The sequence below is a fragment of the Desulfovibrio sp. Huiquan2017 genome, assembly GCF_017351175.1.
Classification (GTDB): Bacteria; Desulfobacterota; Desulfovibrionia; order Desulfovibrionales; family Desulfovibrionaceae; genus Pseudodesulfovibrio.
The window spans coordinates 80,540-105,376 of sequence record NZ_JAFMPN010000014.1; the positions used below are offsets into that span (position 1 = coordinate 80,540).

The following is a 24,837-nucleotide window of genomic DNA, read 5'->3' on the forward strand; positions in this document are numbered from 1 at the left end:
CATATTCTGCGTTGTTACGGTGATCACATGGTTGATCGCGGATGGAACTTCCGGTGCAGGGCCTTGAGCCGGTTGGCCTCGACATGGGTATATATCTCGGTGGCGCTGATGTCCGCATGTCCCAGAAGTATTTGCACGGTGCGCAGGTCCGCGCCTCCTTCGAGAAGATGGGTGGCGAAAGAGTGACGGAAGGTGTGCGGCGAGATGGACCGTTTGATGCCCGCCGCTTCGGCGTATTTCTTGATCAGCTTCCACACGCCCTGGCGGGTCAGCCCCTTGCCCGAACGGTTCAGGAACATGTATTCCTCGCGCGGCTTGAACCCGGGCCGGGTGAATTCCAGGTAGCGGTTGAGATAGTCCTGGGCCGTGTAATGGATGGGAATAAGCCGGTCCTTGGCACCCTTGCCAAAGACCTTGAGCATGCCCACCTGAGGATCGTAGTCCAGAACCTTCATACCGATGAGTTCGGATACCCGCAGACCCGCCGCGTAGAGCAGCTCCAGCATAACCTTGTCCCGCATGCCGAGCGGCGTGGACGTGTCGGGCAAGGCGAGAACGCGCGCAACCTCCTCGCGGCTGAGAAATTCCGGCAACTTGCGCGGCAGCTTGGGGTTTTCGAGGAGCTGGCCGGGGTCCTCCTTGTACCATTTCTCCCCCACGGCGAAGGCGAAGAACCCACGCAGAGAGGAGAGGTGCCGGGCCAGGGAGCGGCTCTTCAACCCCCGGGCCCGGAGATGGGTCAAATAGAGGAACAGGGTCCTGTCGGTCAGATCCTTGATGTCGAAGGACCGGTCTTCCAGGAAGGCGAGCAGGGACCCGAGGTCGTTGGCGTAGCCGGTCAGGCTGTTCTCGGACAACCCCTTTTCGATCAGCAGGTGCTCAAGATACCTGTCCACCCACGGATGGCTGTACTCATTGATGTTCTTTTCTTTGTCTGGACGCGCCATGATCACTGCCGGACCGTTTTGATACTATTAAAGTATTGGATGATATCCACGGGAAAAGGGTATCTGCCGCACTGTATGGAAACCAAGCACGGCCGCCAACATCCTTGCTACCAAGGTGAGGGTCAAAGCGCAATGGTTCGCATTGACACAGGGTCATGCCCCCATTATGAAAGTGCTTCAATATCGGATTGCAAGGAGAAATCATACATGTCTGAATTCAAGTTGGCCAATCGCCTCTCGGCATTGCCTCCGTATCTGTTCGCCGCCATCGACAAGGCCAAGGCGGAAGTCGCCAAGAAGGGCATGGATATTATCAGCCTGGGCATCGGCGACCCCGACCTGCCCACCCCGGAATTTATCATCGAGGCCCTGTACGAGAGCGCCAGGAAGCCCAAGAATCACCGGTACCCTGATTATATCGGCATGCTGACCTATCGTCAGGCCGTGGCCGACTGGTACAAGCAGCGGTTCAACGTGGACCTCGATCCCGAGACCGAGATCGTCAGCCTGATCGGCTCCAAGGAAGGCATCGCCCATTTCCCGCTGGCCTACGTCAATCCCGGCGACACGGTCCTGGTGGCCACTCCCAACTACCCGGTCTACGGTGTGGCCACCGAGTTCGCCGGCGGCAGGGTGGAATATCTGCCCCTGATCGAGGAAAACGACTTCCTCGTGGATCTGGACGCCATCTCCGACGAGACCTGGGCCAAGGCCAAGATGATCTTCGTCTGCTACCCGAACAACCCGACCGCGGCCACGGCGACCAAGCCTTTCTACGAGAAACTCATCGAGAAGGCCAAGGAATTCAACGTAATCGTCGTTTCGGACGCGGCCTACACCGAAATTTACTACGATCCCGACAACAAGCCCCTCTCCATTCTGGAGTGCGAGGGTGCCAAGGACGTCTGCATCGAATTCCATTCCCTGTCCAAGACCTACAACATGACTGGCTGGCGCATCGGCATGGCCGTGGGCAACAAGAGTCTCGTCGCGGGCCTGGGCAAGATCAAGGAAAACGTGGACTCCGGCATCTTCCAAGCCGTGCAGGAAGCGGGCATCGCCGCCCTGCGGCAGGGGGAACCCTTTGCCGAGAGCTTCCGGGCCATCTACAAGGAGCGCCGGGACGTGGTCAGCGCCGCCCTGACGAAGATCGGCATCAAGCACCGTGTGCCGGATGCTTCCTTCTACCTGTGGTGCAACGTGCCGGAAGGGCACAAGTCCGCCGAGTTCGTGACCAACGTGCTCATGAAGACCGGCGTCGTCCTGACTCCCGGCAACGGTTTCGGCACGCCCGGGGAAGGGTACTTTCGCATTTCCCTGACCGTGAACAATGACAAACTCGAGGAGGCCGTATCCAGAATTTCGAAACTGTGATCTGCTACGTGAGCCTCGGCTCCAACGTGGGAGACACCGAAGACAATCTTCAGGAGGCCCTGATCCTGCTTGAAGACTACGGCGACGACATCCGTCTGAGGAAGGTCTCGGAATATTACGAAACCGAGCCCCAGGGGGAGGTCAAGGATCAGCCGTGGTTCCTCAACCAGGTGGTCGAGCTTGAAATCGACGCCGAGATTTGGTCGCCGGCGGGATTTTTGTCCACGTGCACGGCCATTGAAGCCAAGATGGGGCGCACTCGCGCCGTGCCCGGCGGCCCCAGGCCGTTGGACATGGACATCATCGCCTGGGGCGATACCGTCATGGACATGGACTTCCTGACCCTGCCGCATCCACGCGCCAAGGACAGGGCGTTCGTGCTTGTGCCGCTCAAGGAGATAGCCCCGGATTACGTCTTTCCGGACGGGACCACCGTGGACGAGGCGCTTTCCGCCATCGAGTACCGGCAGGAAGGGCGCAAGATCTGGCAGGACTCCTAACCCAACCAACCAACGAGGCAACCCAATGCTGAAATTCCTGGTTATCGCCGCGGCCCTGTTTTTGGTCTACAAGCTCTTCATGGGCGACAAGCAAAAGAAAGACAAGCAAAAGGACAAGGCCTTCAAACAGAAGGTAGCCTCGGGCGAAATGGTCAAGGATCCGTCCTGTGGGACCTACGTGGACAAGGATGGCGACATCCGCGTCCGGGAAGGGGAGAAAGTCCACGTTTTCTGTTCCTATGAATGCCGAGACAAATACCTAAAGCGCATCGGCGCGGCAGCCCCGAAAAAAGAAGCAACGGCTTCCGGCGACGAAGAAGAATAGATCTCTCACCCAATCCGACAAGACAAAGGCCCGACTCCGGGCCTTTTTTTGTGCCCTCGTTTCGAGCGGAAGTTGTTTCCGATGCACGGACGAGTTCACATCACAACATTACACACAGTATTTACCCGGCAATCCGCCTGTAAGCATCGGTGGCCCTAGGGGACTTGGCGCCCTGAAGGAATTCTCCTCACTCTTCCTGCGGACCAACAGTTGGCAGGGGGACCAACCATGCCTCATGTCGAAAGGGTGCAAGTGCCTGCCTGCGGATGGGGGAAAATTATGCAGTCCGTCGCGCATGCTACGCCTGGCGAAAAGCCGGCTGAAGGACCCGGATTTGCGCTCGGTGTGAGTTCACGTTTCCGGGCGATGAAAACAGGTAGTCGACGAATTCAAGAAGCAATCGTGGCCACGTGCAGTTTGTACGACTGTAGCCACCTTCAAGAGCATGGTCAGGTCCGGGGACTGCCCAGACCTATGAAGAATTCCATTTCGAGGACCAAGGGGGCAGGCTTTTTTTGCGTCCTGGATTCAAGCGTGAGCCGTTTTCCGTCCCGAGGCGGGCTCGTCATCGCAAAACCCCATAAAACACGGCACAACGGATTTTCCGGCGAGCGGCCATCGGCAAGCCATCAATAGGCGACGATAGTTGTTAGCTACTTTGGCAACTTTAAGAAATTTATTTCACTCTTCCAGGCACTTATATATTTGTCTCATAATGTAAATTATGTAAACTTTTAACAAATAGGCACCAAAACAGAGCTGATCGTAACCGTTGAATTTTGCCCTTCCCAATTTGCGGCCCACGACTTGGCCCGCTGCACGGACCTGAGAAGAAACGCCCACACTGCCCATTGAGCATTTTGGGGACGGCTGGTAATGATGGCCCATCACAAACGGACAAAAAGGCGCTATGGCCGCATTCGAGGAACAATGACAGCACGCATCGCGTTTTCGCTTCTGACGGTCTTTCTGGTTCTGACCGGACTGAATCCCGCCCTGGCCGAGGAAAAGCAATCCTTTCAACAATGGCTTGAGCACTACCGCGCCTGGGACCGCCTGGAACAGGAATATTCCCAGGAATCCGCCGCCGACACCCCCGAGGCGGTGCTCAAGCGCGCCCAGGTCTACCTGAATCTCAATTCTCCCGCCAAAGCACTTGAAATAGTTGAGATGACCCCGGCCTTCACCGGCAAGAACGAGGCGGATCGCCTTTGGATCGGGGGCCAGGCCCACCGCGGCCTGGGAGACCTGACCAAGGCCGTGCTCTGGTATACCCAGGCCACCAAGTTCCTGTCCGACGACGAGATCAAGGCCCGTTTCAAGGCAGAACCCGACCTGGCCGCCATCTGGCACGATGTCTGGCTCAAAATGTACTGGTCCTGGCTGGCCAACCATACCCTTTCCCGGGACTCGCAAAAAGAGGCCTTGGACGCGATCATGGCTGCGGGCCGCAAGGTTTGGGAAAACAATTTTTGGAACGGGGTCAATTCCCTCATGCAGCCCAATGCGCCGAAAGCGAAAGTTCCGGCCGCATCCCCAGCCGCCCCGGCTTCGCCCCTGGTCCAGCCCGCCGACACACAGTTGATCGCCCGCGCCATGGCCGCTGTTTCCCTGGAAAAATTCGAAGAGGCCTCGGGGTACGTGTCCGCATTGTCCAACGAGACGGTACGCGCCTTCTGGACCTCGGTCATGTCCTTCCTCAATAACGGCAACCCACCGAAAGATCTTGAAGTATTTCTTAAGGACAACTATCTCAAAGCCCACGCATTCTGGGCAGGCAACGTTCTTGCCCCCTATTCCAAGTCACGGACCGAATGGTTCCTGGGCAATCCGGATTCGGCGGCCTGGACCAAATTCCGCAACAATATCCTAACCATGACCCCTGAGGAAGCGGAAAAGGCCATCGACAACGAGCTCGGCTCCATGCTCATCTCCGAGCAGACCACGACCTTGCTGCGCAACTTCAAGCTTGCCCTGTCACTGTCCAACGGCAATCAGCAAGTCGCTGCAACAAGCTGGAATTCAATAGATAAAAAGACACTGCCCATCTGCTTGCGGCTGGCCGGAGTGTTGGCCTTCAAGGATGACTTGAACAAAGTGCTGCCCAATAATCCGGCCAAGGCCTTTGCCCTGTATCCGGTGTTGACCACTCTTTCCGGCGCGGCGGGCGTGGACGTCCATCCCGAGACCGAGGCCCCCTTCTGGACCACAGCCCCGGCCGACCGGCTGCAAGCCTTGTCCGAGGGGCAATATCCTCTGGACCGGCTGCTCCGCATGGCTTGGTGGCAACAACGTTTTGCGGCCGAGCCGTCCACCGATCTAGCCAAACGCGCCGCCTACCTCTTCGACGATTCGTCCTTCGGCATCCGCAGCCTGATCTTCCTGGCCGATGACGCGGTCAAGGCCAAGAACCTGCAACTCGGGGCCTTTTACCTGAACCGCATTGACGAACCCGCCCTGCCGCCCGAACTGCGCATGGCCTGGCTGGACATCAAGACCCGCCTGGAGCTGGATGCCGGACATCAGGGCAAGGCGCTGGAAACCTATCAGGAGATGACCAAGACCGGGGAGCCCATTCCGGTCATGACCCGGCTGCGCATGGCCCTGCTCTATCAGCAGCGCCGGGATTACGAGACCGCCCAAAAAGAACTGCTGGTCATGTGGGACCAGCGGGCGTCCATGACCACCGCCTTGCAGGCCGAGACCCTGTTCTGGCTCGGCGAGGGAGAACAGGCCATGCGCAACCCGGACAAGGCGCTGGATTATTACCTCAAACTCGCCTGGCAATATCCCCAGGAGAACATCTGGTGCCTGACCGCCATGTACCGCGCCTCTCTGATTTATGAAAAGCGGGGCAAATACGAAACCGCCAAACGGCTGCTCGGCACCGTGGTGCGCAATGCCTCCCGCAAGGAGCAACGCGTGGCCGCCCAGGCCCGCATCGACGCCATAGACAAAAAGATGGGCACGGAAAACGGCAAGGGGGAAAGCTCCCTGGCGTATCCCTTCTAGGCAATGAGCGCCCGATTCACAACGGAATCTGTCCGGCAGGGGGCCCTGCTCACCCTGCCGGTGGCCCTCAGCGTTTTTGTCTATGGGCTGGTCTATGGGCTGCTCACCCGCCAGGCCGGGCTGACCCTGGCGGAATCAGCACTGTCCAGCGGCCTGATTTTCGCCGGATCGTCCCAATTCGTGGTCCTGGATATGTGGTCGCATCCTCTGCCTATAACCACTCTTGTTTTCACTGCATTCATAGTCAACCTTCGCCAAGTGCTCATGGGCGCGTCCCTGGCGCCCTGGATGCGGGGACTGCCTCCGCGCACCACCCTCCCCTTGTTCTTCCTGCTGACCGACGAGAGTTGGGCCATGACCTACGGGGCCGTAAGCCGGGGGAAAGCGGACATGGGCTTCCTGCTGGGCAGCGGCCTGCTTATCTGGGCCGCCTGGATGGGAGCCACCGTTACCGGCAGGCTGGCCGGGGCCGCCATCCCAGATCCCGAAACCTGGGGGCTTGACTTCGCTTTCACCGCCGTTTTCATTTCCCTCTTGGCCGGGCTGTGGAAGGGCAAGGGCGACATCCCGCCTTGGCTCGTGGCCGCAGTGGCCGCCCTTGCGGCCCATCATTTCCTGCCCGGCAAATGGTATATCGTGATCGGCGGATTGGCCGGAAGCCTGACGGGTCTCTGGGGGAACAATGCGGACCGATAGCCTCGTCGCCATCCTCGCCATGGCCGCCGTGACCTATCTGACCCGGATAGGCGGGCCGTGGATGGTGCGCCTGGTCCAGGGCAACCGGCGGGTCGAGGCCTGCCTGTCACGGCTGCCGGGCTCCATTCTGGCCTCCCTGCTTGCGCCCCTAGTCTTTGCGGCCGGGTCTCCCGAAGTCGTGGCCTCGGCCGTGACCCTGTTGGTGTCCGCGCGCGTCAAGAGCATGCCCCTGGCCCTGATCGCGGGCGTAGGCACCCTGGCCATTCTCCGCCGCCTGATGTAAACCGCTTGTGCGGGCCATCGTCCTTTCTTTGAAATCAAGACAATTGATTACAGGATGTTGACCGTATTACTAAGCAAGCTATACACACCCGAAACCGACCTGCTCCCGGTCAGAAAAAACCGCATGCACATAGAATCCGTCAAAAAATCCGAGTACCCCGAACTGCTCGTCGTATGGGAGGCTTCAGTCCGCGCTACCCACCATTTCCTCGAAGAGGCGGACATCGACGCCCTGCGTCCGCTCATCCTTGAACAATATTTCGATGCCGTTGAACTGCACTGCGTGCGCGACGGAGATGGAACCATCATCGGTTTCAGCGGCACCGCCAACAACAACTTGGAGATGCTCTTTGTCTCCCCTGCCCATCGGGGACAGGGGGTGGGAACCGCCTTGTGCGGCCACGCCATCCGTCACGGCGTGACCCGGGTGGACGTCAATGAACAGAACCCCCAGGCCCTTGGCTTTTACGAACACCTTGGCTTTGAGGTGGTCGCCCGTTCCCCCCAGGACCAACAGGGCCGCCCCTTCCCCCTGCTCCACCTGACGCTACGCCGGCCCTGATTCGGTCCATCCCCATAACGCCAGGCGCGCCCCTATCGCACGATCCGGATGCCCTTTCCGCCTGTCGTCCCTTTCGCCTGATAACCTTGCGATCAGGCCGACGAAAAAAACAAAGGGGCGCAACCGGTTGGCTGCGCCCCTTTGTGATCATCCATAACCGAAATCAGGAATAAAGGCGGCTCTGCTCACTGGCTGCACGAATGGTTTCGCTCAGGACTGCGGCATTAACGGGTTTGCTCAGGGAGGCGAAGGCCCCCATGTTCAGACAGGTCTGGCACTCCTGCTCGGCCCCCTGCTCGGCGAGCACCAGAACCTGAGTTCTGGGATGATCGCGTCTAATCCGACGCAGCACTTCGGCCCCGTCAAGGCTGGGCAGATCGAGCATAAGTACCTCGGGTTCGTTGTCGCGAACCGCGAAAAAGGCGGCCTTGCCGTCGTACACGGCAAAGGAACCTGGCTCGGCAGCCTGCAACCGCTCGGACAGGGTCTGGAAAAACTTGCGTTTCTTATTGTCGAGCAGCGTCCGGGTCTGCTTGCGGCGCATGCGCGCATAGGCCTCGGCCTGATGGTATTCCTTGCCCAGTCCGATCTCCACGCTGCCCACGCCCTCGAAGCCGGAGACCAATTCACACAGGGTCCGTGAAATCTGCTCGAGCATGCTCCGGTGGTCGTTGACCGCCAGGGAAACGAACCCCTTGCGCACGTATATTGAAATATCCAGTTCATCCCGGGGCAACGCCTTGCGTACCGCGAGGGCCAGTTCGCGGTCGGACTCGCTGACGCCGATGCAATCGGCCGCGCGGGCCATGCCCGGGTGACGCTGACATGGAATCACCTGATAGACGTCGGTCGAATTGTAGCGGCGGCCCACACCGATCTCCACGCCCCGCACCCCTTCGACGGCGGACACGGCGTCGTACAGGCGATGGGTGGCGTTGCGCAAGGTCCGCTCATGGCTGTCGAAACGCAGGGTCAGCGCCCGTTTGAAAGCGGAGACAGTAAGGTCGTGGCCCCGCCGCGCAAGCTGCGCCTGGACCGAGGCGGCCAGCAGAAAATCCTCTAAAGCCTGGCGCGAGGCCGGACTGTCCTGAACCGCGCGATTGGCCAATTGTTCCACGATCAGGCAGGCGCTCTCCTTGATCCCGACGGCCCCCACCGGGACGACGACATCGTGCAGGTCCCGGCACCACGGATCGTTGCATTCTGTAACACTCAGCACCCACGCGCCCCGGATCTCGTCGTCGGCGTGAATCAGCTCCCTGGCTGCGGCTTCGGACAGCCTCTGCTCACGGCGGGCGGTCCACAGCCGGTCGCTCATCTCGGAGATGAGGCAAACCCGCAGGAGGCTGTCTATGCCGGGCGGCGGCAGGAGCGAGGCATAGCCCCAGAGGACCAGGTTCTCTTCACCGGCCAGCTTTTCCGCCACGGCCAGACGCAACCAACTGACGGCCTGCTCACGGCCGCATTCCGCGTCGTCAACGGCGGACATCCCACCGGGCAACGCTTCGGCTATACGCGCTTGACTCAGGCCGGACAGCCGTGCCGCGTCGGCAATGATCTCGCGGTCGTCGACCAGCCGGTATCCCGCGATCTTCAGAACTTGTTCCACCACGGGTTCGGCATTACAGAAAAGACCGTTGAATACTGTAATGGCAGTCATATTTCGCTCTCTACTCCCACCTGACGGGCTCAGGCGTTGATGTGCGGCCAGCGGCGAAATGTTGCGATTCGCAAAGATGTTGCTTTCTGCAACGTCTCGTGGATCAAAAACGGTTCCCCCGGTGCGCCTTGCCGTTGCCGCCCTTTAAACTTTACCATTTTAACCAATTATTAAAATGGATTATACTTTTGAGCTCTCGCAAAAGCTGTTTTTTTAAAGCACGAAACGTTCCAACCTGATAAAATATCCTGTCCCCCTTTCTACCGCGCCCCCCCCTGTTCGGTTTCAGATCGGCCGCTCCCATGACAACCTGATGATCGAACCAGACAATCTACTGGAGAAAAAAGGTATTATACCCATGCACGGAATTGTCCGGCCAAATTCCGCACACGCCGTCTCCCCTCGCCGATATGGCTGGCAACGAAAAGAGGGAACTGCTACATCTCCCGGACAAGCGAACAGCAAGGAGCATGACATGATTGACGCGCCCATCTGGATCTCCGGCATCCTCCCCCGTTTGCAGGATGCCTTCGGCCCCCGATTGCAATATTTCGGTCTTCAGGGCAGCTATCGCCGAGGAGAAGCCACCGAAACCAGCGACATCGACCTCGTCGTCCTGCTGGATGAAGTCGGGCTGGACGATCTCGACGCCTATCGAGCCCTCGTTTATGCCATGCCCGAGGGGAACAAGGCCTGCGGCTTTCTCTGCGGCCTTCGGGAATTCGCCGCCTGGCCGCCCCACGAGCTCTTCCCCTTCCGCATGGATACGGCCGATCATTTCGGCAAACTGGACGACTTTCTGCCGCCCGTCACCCGGGACGACATCCGGCGCGGGGTCGCGATCAGCGCCTCGCCCCTTCTACATCTGCTGACACACAGCTATCTCTATGCCGAGGCCGAGACGAGGCCGGACATCCTCAAGGAAGCCTGCAAATCCGCATTCTTCCTCATGCTTGTAGTCGAATATCTTGATTCAGGCCGGTACTGCGAAAACAAGCGGGAGCTGCTCTCCCGCCTGGACGGCATTCCCAGGGAAATAATTCTGGCAAGCATGGATTTCCCGGCCCGGCTTGCCTTCCATTCGGGACGGGAGATATTCAATATGCTTCTGGACTGGACCCGAAATGTGCTCACATCAGCCTGATCCGCATTGTCAAAGAAAATTCAAGATTGCAGTCTGTTGAATACGACCCTGCTGTTCTCGTGGATCCGAAGGGCGGAGTCGGAATTTTACCTCGAAAAGAGGTGGCCTGCCATTTGAATTTGAAACCCCACTCTTTGGCTTACTTCGATTTTCCCGTTTATTGAGGGCCGCCAGCCAATGCCAGCGGTTCTCTCATTATGACGAAACCGGGACGACCAATCTCTCGCCGCCAGCATCCTCTTCAATTTCATCCTCCTGTTAATCCAATTCGTCCTTGTCGCGTTCGACGGAACGGGGCTTGTCGCCCTCCAGTGAGAAGATGTGAGGATCCCATAGTCAAAACTGGTCAGAAGCAGGTCCGATTCAGCCCTGAACAGCCTGGTCCGTCTTTTGACTCTTTTCATCGGATTCGTCCCGAACAGCTACAACGCAGCCCAATTTCCCTCGGGCCTTCCATCAGCAATATAGGACATCAAAATCAAGGACCAGTCGGTTGGACGACGCTCCGCCAGGCACCAACCCTACCGGCCTGTTCGCGGCCACCAATAAAGACCGCCCCCCCCCAGCCGGTCTTTTCCTTTTACTGTCCTCCATCAGGCCCTGTCCCAAGCAGGAATATGAATATCCCGTTAAATTCCCTGTCAAAGAATGAAAAGGGGACGATGTGAGAGGATCGACGCACACCGATGGATTGCGACATTCTCGAATCAAAACAGGAGGCAGTGAACTGAACGTTCAAGGTCGGAAATATGGCGAGATCAAATTCGGTGGCCCGGGTCACAAGGAGGACTGTGCGTGGCAGACGATCGGAAGCGTGAAAAGCGTTGCACGGAGTGGTCCTCCCGTTGCCAGCCTCCGCCAGTATCTCGGGCATTCCGGGAGAAACGAGGGCGCCCCGGCGGCATTCCGCATCTGCATTCGAGCAGACGATTAGGACGACGACGCCTGGACAGCCAAGGTCGCCGACATGACGCAACTCCTGGCAAAAGTTGGAACGCCCCGCAGCTTCCAACCTGGCTGCATCTCTCGACGGTTATCCAGCAATTTCTGTCTTCGATATCCCCACATGGCGGGATGAGTCCCGTGGCGCATGGAACTCACTGTGCGAGACCGGTCCCTTCGGCCATACATACGACTATCGCACAGATTGAGCTATGAAGACGATCGTTTGTCCCGCTGGGCAGATCTGGAAATGTTGTCTCGGTCGGAATCATTGGTAATGATGCCGAGAGATATCAATGGCGTTAGATGCCTGTAGAAACAGCCCCACAGCCCCTGGGTTTTCGCCTGTCAAAAAAGAGGAAGGGTTGCAGCCTGTTAGCTGCAACCCTTTTGAGTTCATGGTGCCGGGGGGGGGATTCGAACCCCCACGGAATTTCTTCCACTGCCCCCTCAAGACAGCGTGTCTACCAATTCCACCACCTCGGCACGATATGCTTTGAGCATTATTTGCTCTTGGCGTCGTCTCCGGTATCCTTGAAAGTCACTCCGGGCTTGGCTGGCGCGGCCGGAGCCGTGGTTTCCGCCGCAGGCACGTTCTGCTGCAGCATAATGGAATCCACGCTGGACACCTTGTTGCCGGTCAGGATGTTATATCCGAGGGAAGTGACCAGGAAAACCGTTGCAAGTCCGGCGGTTACCTTGACCAGGAGACCGCCTGCGCCGGTGCTGCCGAACATCGTGCTGCTCCCGCCGCCGAAGATGACTCCCATCCCCTCGTGACCGGACTGAAGCATTACAGCGCCGATCAAAAAGATGCAAGCCAAAACATGGATGACTATGACTATGGTTTCCACAATTAATCCCTTTTCTTAAAACTTTTTTCCGCTTGCAAAATCAAGCCAGTACGATCTGACTGAAGCTTTCTCCCTGCAAGCTCGCGCCTCCTACCAATACTCCATCGACGTTGTCAAGCGCAATAATTTCCGCGCAGTTGCCCGGCTTGACGCTTCCACCGTACAATATCCTAATTTCATTAGCTTTTTTTCCAAAAACAGAAACGAGAATTTTCCGGGTGAAAGCATGCGCTTCAATAATTTCGACAGGACCGGCCACTTCGCCGGTGCCGATGGCCCAGACGGGTTCATAAGCCACGGACAAACGCTCGGAGTCGATGTCCATGGGTACGTCTGCGAGCCCGGCCCGCAATTGGCGTTCGAGCACTTCATGTACCCGGCCCGCCCTACGCTCTTCGATAAGCTCGCCGATGCACAGGATGACCTTAAGCCCCTGCGACAGGCCATAAGCGGTCTTGCGCCCCACCAAGGCGTCATCTTCACCAAGCACGTGCCGACGCTCGGAATGGCCGGTCAGACCGAAGGAAGCGCCCGCGTCCTTGAGCATCCTCGGAGAGATTTCACCGGTGAAGGCGCCCTCCTCCTCCGTATAAAAATCCTGGCCTCCGACCGAAAAACCGGCCTTTGGACCCAACACGTCTCCCACGGCCTTGATCGCTGTAAAAGGCGGGAATATGAGCACTTCCCTGTCCGCCGAAAGTTTACTCGCGGCCAGCTCGACCAGTTCCTCCGCCGTGGATGCGGCCTCGTCCCAGGTCTTGTACATCTTCCAGTTGGCTGCCATCAACTTCTTCATTAGTTCATGCACTCCTTTAAAGCTCTGAAGGCCGGAAGTTCCTTGCCTTCGAGGAATTCCAGGAACGAACCGCCGCCCGTGGAAATGAAACTGAACTTGTCGGCCAGGCCGAGCAGGTGGACCACGGCGTCCGTGTCCCCGCCGCCGACAATGGTCAGGCTGTCGTCCAGCCCGGCGATGGCCTCGCAGACCGCCAGCGACCCCTTGGCAAAGGCCGTGGTTTCAAAGAGTCCCATAGGCCCGTTCCAGACCACGGTCCTGGCCAATTTGAGAATGGAAACGAAATGGGTGATGGTTTCGGGTCCGATGTCCAGGACCAGGGCGTCCGGCGGAATGGTCTTGGCCGTGCACACTCCCTCCGCCTGTTTGGCCTTGGGCGTCTTGGCATAAAGGAAATCCACCGGCAGATGGAGCACCGACCCCATGGATTTGGCCTTGGCCATGATCTCGGCGGCGGCATCCACCAAATCCGGCTCCACCAGGGACAGGCCCACGTCATACCCCTGGGCCAGAAGAAAGGTATTGGCCATGGCACCGCCGATGATGATGTCGTCCACTTTGCCGAGCAGATTATGCAATATTCCCAGCTTGGTGGAAACCTTGGCACCGCCCGAGACGCAGACATAGGGGCGCTTTGGAGATTGCAGGGCCTCGCCGAGGTATTCGTATTCCCGCTTAAGCAGGAACCCGGCGCAGCAGACCTTGGCGAACCGGGGAACGTCCACCACCGAGGCGTTCTCGCGATGAGCCACGCCGAAAGCATCGTTGACGTACACATCGGCCAGGGAGGCGAGCAGCTTGCCGAAATCGCCTCGTTCCTCGGGAGTCTTGCCGGTTTCCTCGGGGTTGAAGCGCAGGTTGTCGAGCATGATCACCTGCCCGGGGACGAGGTCGGCTGCCATCTTCACGGCCTGGTCGCCAATACGACCCGGCACCAAGGCCACGCCCTTGCCGAGCAGTTCGCCGGTGCGCTTGGCCACCGGTCCCAGGGAAAGCTCGGGCACGACCTTGCCCTTGGGCTTGCCCAGATGCGCACAGAGAATGACCGCAGCCCCTTGGTCCAAGGCGTACCGGATGGTCGGCAGGGCCGCTCTAATGCGGTTGTCGTCGGTGATGACTCCATCCTCGATGGGGACATTGAAATCCACCCTGAACAGCACCTTTTTTCCAGCGATATCAACCTGATCAATACACAACATACGTCAAAACCTCATGCGTCGTTTTGTTGAAAGTCATACCGGAACAGGAGAGCGTCTTCCCTGGTATCCGGGTAGTATTTCTTCCTTACGCCGATCTTCTTGTATCCGAACTTGCGATACAAAGCCAAGGCCGGGTCGTTAGAGACCTTTACATCCAAAAAACTTTTTGTCACGCCGCGGGCCGCGCACATTTCGAAACTCCGGCCAAGCAGGGCTTCGCCAATCCCCTGACGCCGGTAACCGGGATGGACGGCCAGATTGAGAATCTCCATCTCGTCCGCAATGAGGGAAAAGGCCATATAGCCCACAAGCCCCCCGTCCCGGCGCACGCCGATCACCTTGTAGGCGCCGCCCTCAAGGCCGAGCAGGAACTGTTCCCTGGTCCAATGGTACTCGAAACATAATTTTTCCAGGTCCATGAGATCCCGGATATCCGGCTCTCCCAGTTCAACTACCTCGTCATTCATCTCGCCTCCACACCCTTGAGGGGCTGGATATATTGCAACATTCCGTGTACACAGGGTTTACGAGCCAAACAAGAGAACGCCCATGATCACACATCAAGAAGCCCAAGAGCGCGACACGGATCACCTAGTTGAAGTCATTGACGGGAACAACCGCCCCCTGGCCGTTCTTTCCAAACGCAGCGTGCATCGACAGCTTTTGATGCACCGTTCGGTCCAGGTGCTCGTCTTCAACCCGGAAAAAAAGATATTCTTGCAAAAGCGCAACCAGAACAAGCCATTCTTCCCCGGCCGCTGGGACATTTCCGCCCGAACCCACCCCCGGGCGGGCGAGTCCGCCTTCGACGCCGCCGTCCGCGCCCTCAAGGAAGAGTTGAACTTGGAGATCGAGCATCCCCAATTGGTCCGGGAACTTCCCGCCGGGCCCGAGACCGGCTTCGAGCATGTCTCCCTGTTCGAGGTGACCAAAAACACCCTGCCCGTAGTTCCCAACGACGAGGCCGCCTCAGAAGGGTTCTATTATTCACCCGAGGAATTGACCTGCATGGTCAAGGAATTCCGGGAACTGCTCACGCCCAACCTTGTCATCCTCTGGGAATCCGGCCTGCTCGTCCCGGCCTAGTCCCCGGCCAAAAGGCCGCTCAATGCCTCATGAATCCTGCCGTTGGTGGCCAGGATGCAGCGCGACCCGAAGGTATACGGCACGGTCGTCTCGTATTCGCTCACCCGGCCGCCCGCCTCGGTAACCAACAGCATTCCGGCCGCGGTGTCCCAAGGATTCAGGGCGCGTTCGTAAAAACCGTCCAGCCGACCGCAGGCCACAAAGGCCAGGTCCACGGCCGCCGCTCCGCCCCGGCGAATCCCCTGGGCAACGGGCAGCAGCGTCCTGAGATTTTTGAGAATATCTTCAAGATGCGCGTCAATGTCGTAGGGAAATCCCGTGGCCAGGACGCACTGCTCCAAATCAGCCTCTCCAGTCACGCCAATCCGTTTGCCGTTCAAAAATGCGCCCTGTCCCTCCACGGCGGTGAAGCGCTCGCCCAGAAGCGGCATGTTGACCATGCCCAGGACCACCCGGTCGCGGTGCCACAGGGCTATGGAATTGGCCACGTAAGGCAGGCCGTGCGCGAAATTCGTAGTTCCGTCCACCGGGTCGATGATCCAGGTCAGTTCGCCGGGCTCGGTGTCCTTGGCCGTTTCCTCGGCCAGGAAATCCGAACCGGGCAGGAGCGAGGCCAACTCGGCCTTGAGCATGGTTTCCACGGCCATGTCGGTCTCGGTGACCAGGTCTATGCGCCCCTTGTGCAGGATCTTCCGGCTTCGGCTCGCGCCCTCACGGACGATCTCTCCGGCCTTATCCGCGACAAGGTCCAGCCCTTTCATGATGCGTACAGCGTCGAAATCATCCGTCATGTGGCCTTCCTCTCAAAGAAAAGGGCGGTCTGGGCCGCCCTGCATGAATGTCTCGATAACGCGGGCCTAGGACCTGCGCTGGATGAAAAATTCCACGGACCGATTGAAGGTTTTTTCTTCTTCCTTGGTGAAATAGCAAGCGGGCAGTTCCCCCCGCTGCCGATGATAATGCAGACATTCACAGCAGATGCCGTGTTTGTCGCAGTTGTCGGTACAGGTACAGTATTGCTCGTTGATTTTCGATCGCGGGCATTGATCCTTCTTCTTCATGACGATCCCTCTGGTCGCGGAAACATTGCGGTTCGATTGCGCCTCAAAACCTGTATATACTAGCCAACAGAGGACAGAGAGTCAATAATTCAAGCCCATTGTTTCCCGACGCCCCTCGGATGACGCCTTGATCAACCCGTGGCCGGGAAGAGGTCGTCACGATGCGATTATAATGCGCTAATCATTGTATTTCACGGCAGATAGGTATAAAGATTTATGATGATCATATGAGGCCCGACCCTCTCCGCCTTTGACTTGACCCGGAACCGCTCCCAATGTGGAAGAAAGCATTCAGCCAGGCTCCTGGCTACAAGAAGAAAGGGAAAAAGAAGTCCCCCGTCCGACTCGAAACCCTTGAGGAACTCAAGGAGTTCATCGATTACGAGCATATCAAGCACTGTCTGCTCCGGCCCTACTTCGAGGAACCCGACTATCCCCTGGTGGAGGCCCGGGAGTTGCTGCCCTCTTTCGAGGTCGATCTCTACGAGCATAAGAACCTGCCGGGATTTTCCTTGGTCGCCTTCGAACGACAGCTCAACTCCTTTCAGGAGATATTCCAGTTCGACGCCCTGCACTCGCTCTCGGACTGGGAGGAGATGCTGACGCAGGACTCCTGCTCGGTGGAAGAAAACGCCCGGGCGACCAACATTCGCACCTTCCTCAGCCGCCTGCCCAAACGATACCGTCAGGAATTTTTGAACAAATTCGAAACCAGCGACATCTGTGACATCCGGGACTACGACAAGATCCTGCCCTTTCTCCTACAATTGGAGCGGGCCCATGTCCTGGCCCTGAACTCGACGGGCGAGTTCACCCTGCAAGGCATGTACGCTTCCCTGCCGTCGAATCTGGACAGCGAGCTCAAACAATTCGGGCTCAAGATCGGCAAGTTCAAGCCGGGCAACAACCTGCTCTACGAGTGCAACCGGCTATTCGTCTACCAGTTCATGATGGAACTGTACGGTTTCCCCATCGTCTCGGAGCGACGCACCTCCTCGGCCATGTTCGCCATCCGCCTGTTGCGCCAGCACGAACGGTTCATCGTCCGCGTGCTCGGCCAGAGCGACCGGACCATCACCACGCTGATGTCGCCGCCCAAGGGCACGCCCAGACGGTCCATGAAATACCCCCGGGTAGAAAAGATCGCCCTGATCCAGGTCAACGAAAACCAGAAGGAACTGGCTGAAGTCCTCAAGGACCAGGGATTTTTCATCGATCCGAAAAAACGCGTGGTCATCCTCCGGGTAACCTACCAGCAGCACGACTACAATCCCAAAAACGTGCGGGAGGACCGCGCCCTGTCCGTGCTCCGGCAGGAGATCATCCATCCGATCACCGGACGGATCATCGAGGGCATGAACATCATTCAGAATGTACGCAACATGCTCCTGCGCCTGAACGACATCGTACGCGGCGAATACCGCATCCCGGTGAACTACAAGCGCCAGGAGCTCATCGACAACACCGAAACCCACGAGAACCGGCTCAAGGTGCTCTATGTCTGGCTGTCCAAGCACATGCACCGCATCGTGGACTACTCCGACGATTACTATGCGCAATTGGTCCGCGTTCTGGACGCCTACCTCCTGGCCCCGGACAACTATAAGATTTTTAATGAATTTCATGATTTGCACCAGGAAGTCTGGTCCCGCTACGGACAGATCCAGCAAGCCAGGAAAATCCGGGTCCTTGAAGATTTGCGCTATCGCAAGTACAAGGGAGAAGCCATCTCGTACAAACGCATGCTGGAGCTCATGACCGAGATCCTGAATGATCTCAAATTCGAGATCGTCAATTATTTCGACAGGCTTGTGATCAAGATCCTGATCATCGGCAACGATGTGGTGTCCGATTCCTACCTGTTGCGCAAATACGTGCGCCAGGACGACAAAGACCTCTCGCCCTATGGGCGGGACATCAAGAAACTGTACCAGCAACTGGTCATGCTGCTCGACGAGTTCCGGTCCATTCGGAAATCCCGCGTGTCGAGCCAAGCCGGTTCGGGACAATAGCAACACCGCAAGGAGCATACATTGGAAAACCTGCAAACCACCCCGCTCACCCCGTGGCACCGGGAAAACGGCGCCAAGATGGCCCCGTTCGCCGGTTTCGACATGCCGGTGCAATACAAAGGCATCATCATCGAACACAAACACACCCGCGAAAAGGCGGGCATCTTCGACATCTGCCACATGGGCGAATTCAAGCTTTCGGGCGCGGGAGCCAAGGACGCCTTGAACAAGATCGTCAGCCACGACCTGAACACGCTCGCGCCCGGCAAGTGCCGCTACGGCTTTCTGCTCAACGCTTCCGGCGGCATCAACGACGACCTGATCATCTACTGCCTGGCCGATGACGAGTACATGCTCGTGGTCAACGGCGCGTGCCGCCAAAAGGACTTCGATCACATCGCGGCCAACCTGCCCGGTGGCCTAAACTTCACGGACATCAGCGACGAGACCGGCAAAATCGACGTGCAGGGCCCGGAAAGCCTGAAGGTCATCAACGACCTTTTCGGATCAACATGGAATCATTTGAAGTATTTCAACTTCGAACAGACGGACGCACTCGGTTTCCCGATGATCGTCAGCCGTACAGGATATACGGGCGAGCTGGGGTTCGAGCTGTACCTGCCTGCGGACAAGGCTTTGGAAATATGGGAAAAGCTGGCAGCGGACGAGCTCGTGGAACCGATTGGCCTGGGCGCACGCGACACTCTGCGCCTGGAGATCGGCTACCCCCTCTACGGCCAGGACCTGGACGAGCAACGTACCCCGGTGGAGGCAGGAGCCGGCTTCTTCCTCAAAAAGGAATCCGAATACATCGGCAAGTCCGGCCTGAACCGGATAGACGAGAGCCTTATCCCCCTGTCCATCGAAGGCCGCCGCACGGCCCGGCACAATGACGAAGTCCGGCTGCCCAACGGTGAGAAGACCGGCGTGGTCACCAGCGGATCCTTTGCCCCAAGCCTGGGCCACTGCATCGCCTTGGCCTATGTCCGGGCCGAAGACGCGGACAAGGATACCTTCATCATCAAAACCGCCCGCGCCGAATTGGAAGCGAAGAGAGTGAAGCTCCCCTTCTACACGGAAGGCACGGCCCGCATGAAGACGGAATAATCCGCCTTCCACCGACGAGAGAACAAAGCCCCCGGCTCCATCGAGCCGGGGGCTTTATTGCGCCGCCGTTACCTCGGCGGCGGGATACGAGACGCCGCCAGCCGTCGAAGGCCGGGGTATTTCTACTTCGGCCCCAAGGCGAGCATACGGGATTCGAGACGGGCGGTCTCGCGTTCGAGAACCTCCCTGGTCAACTTCTCGCTGGTCACGGTCATGGGTTCGCCGATGTAGACAGGACAACGGGTAAAGGGAAACGGCAGAACGAAATGATCCCAGGATTTGGTGAAGATCTTCCGGCGCACGGGATAGGCGCGCAGGGGCAAAATTTTGGCCCCGGCCCGCTGGGCCAGGAAGATAATCCCGTCCTTGGCCTTGTAGCGCGGCCCCGTGGGCCCATCGACGGTGAAGACGGCCATGCGGTTTTCCTGTTCCATGATCCGCTTGGCCTGAAGCAAAGCCTTGACTCCGCCCCGCGTGCTTGAGCCGCGTACCGTGGTGTGGCCGAGCCGTTCCAGGACCCGGGCGATGACCTCTCCATCCTTGGATTGGCTGACAAAGGTCACCAGATGCGACGTCGCGGTATGGCCGAACGCGGTCACCGGAAAAATTTCACCGTGCCACAGAGCGATGACCTTGGCCTCGCCCGACTTGTTGGAAGCGATGAAATCAAGATTGCCCACCGGCTCAAACCGGATGGTCCATCCCCAAAGCTTGAACAGCCAGGCAATGAAGGGCGCGAACGCGGCTGGGTCGATCGGTATTTTCATGCGGGAACGCTCAGTTATGGATTTTCCTCTCTCTACCGGCTCGGCGTGCGAAGGGCAAGAGGGACGATTGATCGAATTCACCTTTTAAAGTTGTCTTTCAGATGTGTCTTATCAATTTGACCAGCGGGCACAATCTGTGCAGCATCCAATAATCAAGGAGTAAATATGACTGACATTTCCATTGATTGCAAAGGCCTTCCCTGCCCCCAGCCCGTGCTCCGCTGTAAGGAAACCATTGAAAAAGATGGTCCCGCCAAACTGGTGGTCATCGTGGACAACGATGCGGCCCGGGAAAACGTCACCCGGTTCATGACCATGCAGGGCTACACCGTACAGGCAGAGAAGTCCGGATCCGACCACATTGTCACCGGCCTGCGCGCGGACGGGGCCGGAAGCGAAGATGATTGCACGGAATGCGCGGTCATGACCGAAGCCGAGATATCAGCCACGGTCAAGGAGAAGATTTTGGTCTTCGTGCCCACCGAGGTCGTCGGCTCGGGCGACGACGAACTGGGCGCCGGCCTGATGTACAATTTCATGGTCACCCTGAAGGAATTGGGCGACGAGTTGTGGCGCGTGGTCCTGGTCAACGGCGGGGTCAAGCTGGCAGTGCCCGGGCACCGTTGTTTCGAAGAGTTGAAAAAACTCGAGGAAAACGGCGTCTCCGTCCTGGTATGCGGCACTTGCCTCGAATTTTTCGGCCTGACCGATCAGCGCGGACTGGGCGACGTGACCAACATGCTTGACGTGGTCACCAGCTTCCAGCTTGCCACCAAGACCATTCGGGTCTAGAAGACGGGGCATGACCACTGCCCCTTCCGATACCCTGCGGCTGAACAAATTCATCGCCCAATGCGGCATCGCGTCCCGACGCGGCGCCGACGATATGGTTTTTGCCGGACGGGTGACCGTCAATGGCGAGCCCGCCGACTCCCCCGGTCTCCAGGTCGATCCAGACCGGGACGAGGTCGCGGTGGACGGCAAAATCATCGGCCTGAAAGTGAGCGCCGGGGACCTGACCCTCATGCTGCACAAGCCCGTGGAAACCGTGACCACGGCCCGGGACCCGCAGGGCCGCAAGACCGTCCTCGATCTCCTGCCCCCGGAAATCCGCAAGAAACGCCCCTTCCCCGTGGGCAGACTGGATTTCTTCTCCGAAGGATTGCTCCTGCTGACCACGGACGGCGACCTCTGCTACCGGCTGACCCACCCAAAATATCACCTGCCCAAAGTCTACGTCGTGACCATCCGGGGCTCGGTGCCGCAACGCGCCGTGCAGACCATGCGCCAGGGCATGACCCTCAGGGAGGGGGATAAACTCGCCCCCGCCACGGTTCGCGTGAAGAAGCCGGTCGCCGGGACGCAGCAACTGGAGATCACGCTCATTCAAGGGGTGAACCGGCAAATTCGCCGGATGTGCGAGGAACTCGGATTGACCATCCTGCGTCTCGCGCGCGTGCGCCAAGGGCCGATTTCCCTGGGCGACCTCAAGCGCGGCGCGTGGCGCGAATTGACCGCCGAAGAGACGGCGGCCCTGAAGAAGGACGTGGGGCTTTAGAACCCCTGGGTGTTGTCCTCCACCTGCGTACCCTTGGGCGGAGTGAAGGTGAACATGGCCGGGGCCAGGTCCACATCGGTTTCCACGTTGGACAGCTTGACCTCATTCCCGTTGCCGTAAAAATCCACTATCATGACCTGCTTGAGCAGACCGGTGTCCGGCGCCACGCCGACAAAGGCCAGGACCATGCCCGGCTCGGCCTCCTTGGGCACCAGTTGCAGCACGGTCAAATCCTTGCCCCACTTGGCCCGAACCTCGTCCGCGCCCGGCCACTCGGTCTTGACTACGAAATCTTCCTTGATATTGGCCTGCCCCGAGAGGAAACGCAGGATCGTCTTGGAATCCAGCAGAGTCGAGACTCCGTACTTGATGGCCAGCTCCTCGTCCGGAATATAATCCCAGGCGAATTTCGCCCCGACCACGAGGAGTTCCTTTTCCGGGGCCGAGGTCTCCCAGCGAACCTGAGAAGGCTGGCGGAACCAGATCTTGCCCTCGCGCTTGTCCACCTCGCCGCTGGCCACGTTGGTCAGCTCCTGGGTGAAGTCGGCCTGAAAGGTTTTAAGGGTCTCGTATCGCTTCTGAATCAAGTCCGGCAAGTCCTGCGCGGGAATGGGATCGGCCGCTCCGGCCAGGACAGGCAGCAGCAGGCACGAGACCATGACGAAAACGGTAACGGAAATTCTAGACATATCGCTTACTCCAATTATTCAGGCTTGATGACCTTGCGCGGCTTGCTCCCCTCCTGGGGACCGAGAATGCCGTCCATTTCCATCTGTTCGATGAAACGGGCCGCGCGGTTAAACCCGATGCGCAGTCTGCGCTGCAACAGCGAAATGGACGCCTTGCCCTGGGAAAGCACGAACTGTACCGCTTCGTCGTACACCGGGTCGCCCGTGGACCCGACGCCGCCAGGAGCCGCGTCGCTCCCGCCTCCCGGGCTCCAGTCGCTGAAGTCGAGTTCGAATTCCTGGGGTACGGCTTCCTTCCAAAAATCGACCACGTGCGCAATTTCCGTCTCGTCCACGTACGCCCCGTGCATGCGCTTGAGCTTGCCGCCGCTCGGCTTGAAAAGCATGTCGCCCTTGCCCAACAGCCGTTCCGCGCCCACGCCGTCGAGGATGGTCCGGGAGTCGAACTTGGAGGTCACGAAAAAGGATATGCGCGTGGGGAAGTTGGCCTTGATCAGGCCGGTGACCACGTCCACGCTGGGCCGCTGGGTCGCCAGTATCATGTGGATGCCCGCGGCGCGGGCCAGTTGCGCCAGCCGCACGATGCACTGCTCCACTTCCTTGGCTGCGGTCATCATCAGGTCGGCCAACTCGTCGATGATGATGACCAGGTACGGCATGTGCTTCATGTTCTCGAATTCCTCGGGAACATTGTCACCCATTTCCTCAAGTTTCTTGTTGTACCCCTCGATGTTGCGCACTCCAAGCTGAGCCATCTTCTCATAGCGGCAGTCCATCTCGAAGACCGCCCACTCCAGGGCGCTCTTGGCCATGTTCATATCCGTGACCACCGGGTGGACCAGATGCGGCAGATCGGCATATGGAGCCAGTTCGATACGTTTTGGGTCCACCAGCAGAAGCTTCACATCATCGGGTCCGGCCTTGTACAACAGGGAAAGCAGGAAGCCGTTGATGCCCACGGACTTGCCCGCGCCGGTGGCGCCCGCCACCAGCAGGTGCGGCATGCGCGCCAGGTCGGCCACTTTGAAGCCACCCTGAATATCTTTGCCCAAGGCCAGGGTCAGCGGCGACTTCGATCCGGTGAATTCCTTGGATTCCAGGACCTCGCGCAGGTAGACCATCTCCCGTTCGATGTTCGGGATCTCGACGCCGACACTGTCCTTGCCCGGAATGGGAGCCTCGATACGCACGGATTCGGCGCGTAGGGCCAAGGCGATATCGTCGGTCAGGTTCTCGATCTTGGAAACCTTGATCCCGGGTGCGGGCTTGAACTCGAACATGGTCACCACCGGGCCGGGTACCACCCGCTGGATCTCGCCCTGAACGTTGAAATCGTTGAGACACTCCTTCAACCGGTCAGCCAGGGGCTGCAACACGGCCGGAGTCTGTGAGGTATGCTGGGCCGGAGGTGCGGTGAGCAATTCCACGCTGGGCAAGCCGCCGGGAGCCGCCGGGGCCTTGGCGGCTGCGGGTTTGACCGGGGCGGGTTTGGGCTTGGGTTGCTTGACCGGCTGAACGGGCTTGGCCGGGCGATCAGCCTCTCCGGCGTCGAGGTCCACGAACTGAAGGCCCATGTCCTCCTCGACCGGTTCGGCGGCCCGCTCCTTGTCCAGGGCTTTGGCTTCACGGCGCTCGGCCCTTTTTCCGGCGCGGCGTGCGGCACCTTCGCGGTAAATCTCCCACCAGCGGACCAACAGCGCCCAGACCGAGGCCCAGGTAAAGCCGACAACCGCCTGCAGGGAAACGATGGTCACGAACAGCCAGAGCAGAAACGTGCCCACGGGCCGCAGATACGGCAGCGTGTATTTGGTGATGATGGACCGGCCGAAGAAACCGCTGCCGATGAGACCGTAAGCATCCTCGGGAACATTGAAAAACCACGGGTGCATGGCCCAGGCCTCGAAGGCCACGAACAGGCCGACCAGACCGAGCCAACGCAGAGGCGAGAGCTTGAGCCGGGCCACGAATCGAGCCAGCCCGAGATAAAGGAAATACAGAGGCCAGACAACGGCTCCCATGCCGAATATTTCAACAAGGAAACCAGCGCAATAGGATCCGGCATACCCAACCACGTTCTGGACCTTCCCCCCGGCGGTGACGGCTTGGTTGAAGCTCGGATCACCGGGGTTGAAGGAAAGAATGCTTAGGAAAAGAAACGCGGAGAGAAACAGGAAAAAGAGCCCCACGGCCTCATTGCCGCGCCCTTTTCGTTCCTCCGTTTGAACCGTGGTTTTCCGTCGTCTCGCCATTGAGCCTCACTTGAT

Annotated in this window: 24 protein-coding genes and 1 tRNA gene; 13 read left to right on the forward strand and 12 right to left on the reverse strand. The window is 58.8% G+C overall.

The window, feature by feature from the left end; all coding sequences use genetic code 11:
- Positions 1-23 precede the first annotated feature (23 nt).
- The gene (gene xerD / locus J0909_RS13225) at positions 24-947 is read right to left on the reverse strand and encodes a site-specific tyrosine recombinase XerD (protein WP_207263525.1); all 924 of its coding nucleotides are present in this window, start codon (positions 945-947) and stop codon (positions 24-26) included.
- Between the two features lie 207 nt (positions 948-1,154).
- Here xerD and J0909_RS13230 point away from each other — a divergent pair, with 207 nt between their 5' ends.
- The 7 genes from J0909_RS13230 (at position 1,155) to J0909_RS13260 (ending at position 7,698) form a co-directional block, all read left to right on the forward strand.
- On the forward strand, positions 1,155-2,321 hold the full coding sequence (locus J0909_RS13230; protein WP_207263527.1) for an LL-diaminopimelate aminotransferase: 1,167 nt from the start codon (positions 1,155-1,157) through the stop codon (positions 2,319-2,321).
- Entirely contained in the window at positions 2,318-2,821 is a 504-nt protein-coding gene (gene folK, locus J0909_RS13235) for a 2-amino-4-hydroxy-6-hydroxymethyldihydropteridine diphosphokinase (RefSeq protein WP_207263529.1), read from the forward strand. The genes J0909_RS13230 and folK overlap by 4 nt, the downstream gene beginning before the upstream one ends.
- A gap of 25 nt (positions 2,822-2,846) precedes the next feature.
- Positions 2,847-3,146 (forward strand): transcriptional regulator, encoded by a 300-nt coding sequence (locus tag J0909_RS13240; RefSeq protein WP_207263531.1) that lies wholly within the window; start codon positions 2,847-2,849, stop codon positions 3,144-3,146.
- Positions 3,147-4,076: 930 nt separating this feature from the next.
- Entirely contained in the window at positions 4,077-6,158 is a 2,082-nt protein-coding gene (locus tag J0909_RS13245; RefSeq protein ID WP_207263532.1) for a tetratricopeptide repeat protein, read from the forward strand.
- Positions 6,159-6,161: 3 nt separating this feature from the next.
- Positions 6,162-6,854 carry an AzlC family ABC transporter permease gene (locus J0909_RS13250; protein WP_207263533.1) on the forward strand — a complete coding sequence of 231 codons (693 nt, stop codon included), beginning with the start codon at positions 6,162-6,164 and terminating at the stop codon, positions 6,852-6,854.
- The gene (locus J0909_RS13255) at positions 6,841-7,137 is read left to right on the forward strand and encodes an AzlD family protein (protein ID WP_207263534.1); all 297 of its coding nucleotides are present in this window, start codon (positions 6,841-6,843) and stop codon (positions 7,135-7,137) included. The genes J0909_RS13250 and J0909_RS13255 overlap by 14 nt, the downstream gene beginning before the upstream one ends.
- A gap of 123 nt (positions 7,138-7,260) precedes the next feature.
- Entirely contained in the window at positions 7,261-7,698 is a 438-nt protein-coding gene (locus J0909_RS13260; RefSeq protein WP_207263535.1) for a GNAT family N-acetyltransferase, read from the forward strand.
- Between the two features lie 163 nt (positions 7,699-7,861).
- Here J0909_RS13260 and J0909_RS13265 read toward each other — a convergent pair whose 3' ends face one another.
- On the reverse strand, positions 7,862-9,358 hold the full coding sequence (locus J0909_RS13265) for a response regulator (protein WP_207263536.1): 1,497 nt from the start codon (positions 9,356-9,358) through the stop codon (positions 7,862-7,864).
- Positions 9,359-9,833: 475 nt separating this feature from the next.
- Between J0909_RS13265 and J0909_RS13270 the strand changes: the two genes are divergently transcribed.
- Positions 9,834-10,502, forward strand: coding sequence for a nucleotidyltransferase domain-containing protein (locus J0909_RS13270; protein ID WP_207263537.1), 669 nt, complete (start codon positions 9,834-9,836; stop codon positions 10,500-10,502).
- Positions 10,503-11,843: 1,341 nt separating this feature from the next.
- On the opposite strand, the gene J0909_RS13275 is transcribed toward J0909_RS13270, so the two are convergent.
- The 5 genes from J0909_RS13275 to rimI form a co-directional block, all read right to left on the reverse strand.
- Positions 11,844-11,930 (reverse strand) — tRNA-Leu (locus J0909_RS13275).
- A gap of 17 nt (positions 11,931-11,947) precedes the next feature.
- Positions 11,948-12,298: a preprotein translocase subunit SecG gene (gene secG / locus J0909_RS13280; protein ID WP_207263539.1), complete on the reverse strand. Its 351-nt coding sequence runs from the start codon at positions 12,296-12,298 to the stop codon at positions 11,948-11,950.
- A 40-nt stretch (positions 12,299-12,338) separates the two neighbouring features.
- Positions 12,339-13,094 carry a triose-phosphate isomerase gene (tpiA, locus tag J0909_RS13285; protein WP_207263541.1) on the reverse strand — a complete coding sequence of 252 codons (756 nt, stop codon included), beginning with the start codon at positions 13,092-13,094 and terminating at the stop codon, positions 12,339-12,341.
- Complete coding sequence (locus J0909_RS13290; protein WP_207263543.1) at positions 13,094-14,293, reverse strand: phosphoglycerate kinase; 1,200 nt, start codon at positions 14,291-14,293, stop codon at positions 13,094-13,096. Before J0909_RS13290 ends, tpiA begins: the two co-directional genes overlap by 1 nt.
- A gap of 11 nt (positions 14,294-14,304) precedes the next feature.
- A complete protein-coding gene (rimI, locus tag J0909_RS13295) occupies positions 14,305-14,760 on the reverse strand; it encodes a ribosomal protein S18-alanine N-acetyltransferase (RefSeq protein ID WP_207263545.1) in 456 nt (151 codons plus the stop codon).
- Between the two features lie 82 nt (positions 14,761-14,842).
- On the opposite strand from rimI, the gene J0909_RS13300 reads away from it, so the two are divergent.
- Positions 14,843-15,379 carry an NUDIX hydrolase gene (locus tag J0909_RS13300; protein WP_207263547.1) on the forward strand — a complete coding sequence of 179 codons (537 nt, stop codon included), beginning with the start codon at positions 14,843-14,845 and terminating at the stop codon, positions 15,377-15,379.
- Here J0909_RS13300 and J0909_RS13305 read toward each other — a convergent pair.
- Complete coding sequence (locus J0909_RS13305) at positions 15,376-16,170, reverse strand: inositol monophosphatase family protein (protein WP_207263549.1); 795 nt, start codon at positions 16,168-16,170, stop codon at positions 15,376-15,378. The genes J0909_RS13300 and J0909_RS13305 overlap by 4 nt on opposite strands.
- A 66-nt stretch (positions 16,171-16,236) precedes the next feature.
- Positions 16,237-16,440 carry a DUF6485 family protein gene (locus tag J0909_RS13310; RefSeq protein WP_207263551.1) on the reverse strand — a complete coding sequence of 68 codons (204 nt, stop codon included), beginning with the start codon at positions 16,438-16,440 and terminating at the stop codon, positions 16,237-16,239.
- Between the two features lie 275 nt (positions 16,441-16,715).
- On the opposite strand from J0909_RS13310, the gene J0909_RS13315 reads away from it, so the two are divergent.
- Both J0909_RS13315 and gcvT read left to right on the forward strand, forming a co-directional pair.
- A complete protein-coding gene (locus tag J0909_RS13315) occupies positions 16,716-18,452 on the forward strand; it encodes a hypothetical protein (protein ID WP_207263553.1) in 1,737 nt (578 codons plus the stop codon).
- A gap of 21 nt (positions 18,453-18,473) precedes the next feature.
- Positions 18,474-19,559 carry a glycine cleavage system aminomethyltransferase GcvT gene (gene gcvT, locus J0909_RS13320; RefSeq protein ID WP_207263555.1) on the forward strand — a complete coding sequence of 362 codons (1,086 nt, stop codon included), beginning with the start codon at positions 18,474-18,476 and terminating at the stop codon, positions 19,557-19,559.
- 122 nt (positions 19,560-19,681) lie between these two features.
- Here the strand turns inward: gcvT and J0909_RS13325 are convergent, their stop codons facing one another.
- Entirely contained in the window at positions 19,682-20,326 is a 645-nt protein-coding gene (locus tag J0909_RS13325; protein ID WP_207263556.1) for a lysophospholipid acyltransferase family protein, read from the reverse strand.
- Positions 20,327-20,491: 165 nt separating this feature from the next.
- Between J0909_RS13325 and yedF the strand changes: the two genes are divergently transcribed.
- Both yedF and J0909_RS13335 read left to right on the forward strand, forming a co-directional pair.
- Positions 20,492-21,118, forward strand: a complete 627-nt coding sequence (gene yedF / locus J0909_RS13330; protein ID WP_207263558.1) for a sulfurtransferase-like selenium metabolism protein YedF — start codon at positions 20,492-20,494, stop codon at positions 21,116-21,118.
- A 10-nt stretch (positions 21,119-21,128) separates the two neighbouring features.
- Complete coding sequence (locus J0909_RS13335; protein ID WP_207263560.1) at positions 21,129-21,884, forward strand: pseudouridine synthase; 756 nt, start codon at positions 21,129-21,131, stop codon at positions 21,882-21,884.
- Here J0909_RS13335 and lolA read toward each other — a convergent pair.
- Together lolA and J0909_RS13345 are read right to left on the reverse strand one after the other, a co-directional pair.
- A complete protein-coding gene (gene lolA, locus J0909_RS13340; protein ID WP_207263562.1) occupies positions 21,881-22,573 on the reverse strand; it encodes an outer membrane lipoprotein periplasmic chaperone LolA in 693 nt (230 codons plus the stop codon). The genes J0909_RS13335 and lolA overlap by 4 nt on opposite strands.
- 14 nt (positions 22,574-22,587) lie before the next feature.
- Positions 22,588-24,822 carry a DNA translocase FtsK gene (locus J0909_RS13345; RefSeq protein ID WP_207263564.1) on the reverse strand — a complete coding sequence of 745 codons (2,235 nt, stop codon included), beginning with the start codon at positions 24,820-24,822 and terminating at the stop codon, positions 22,588-22,590.
- Positions 24,823-24,837: the final 15 nt, after the last annotated feature.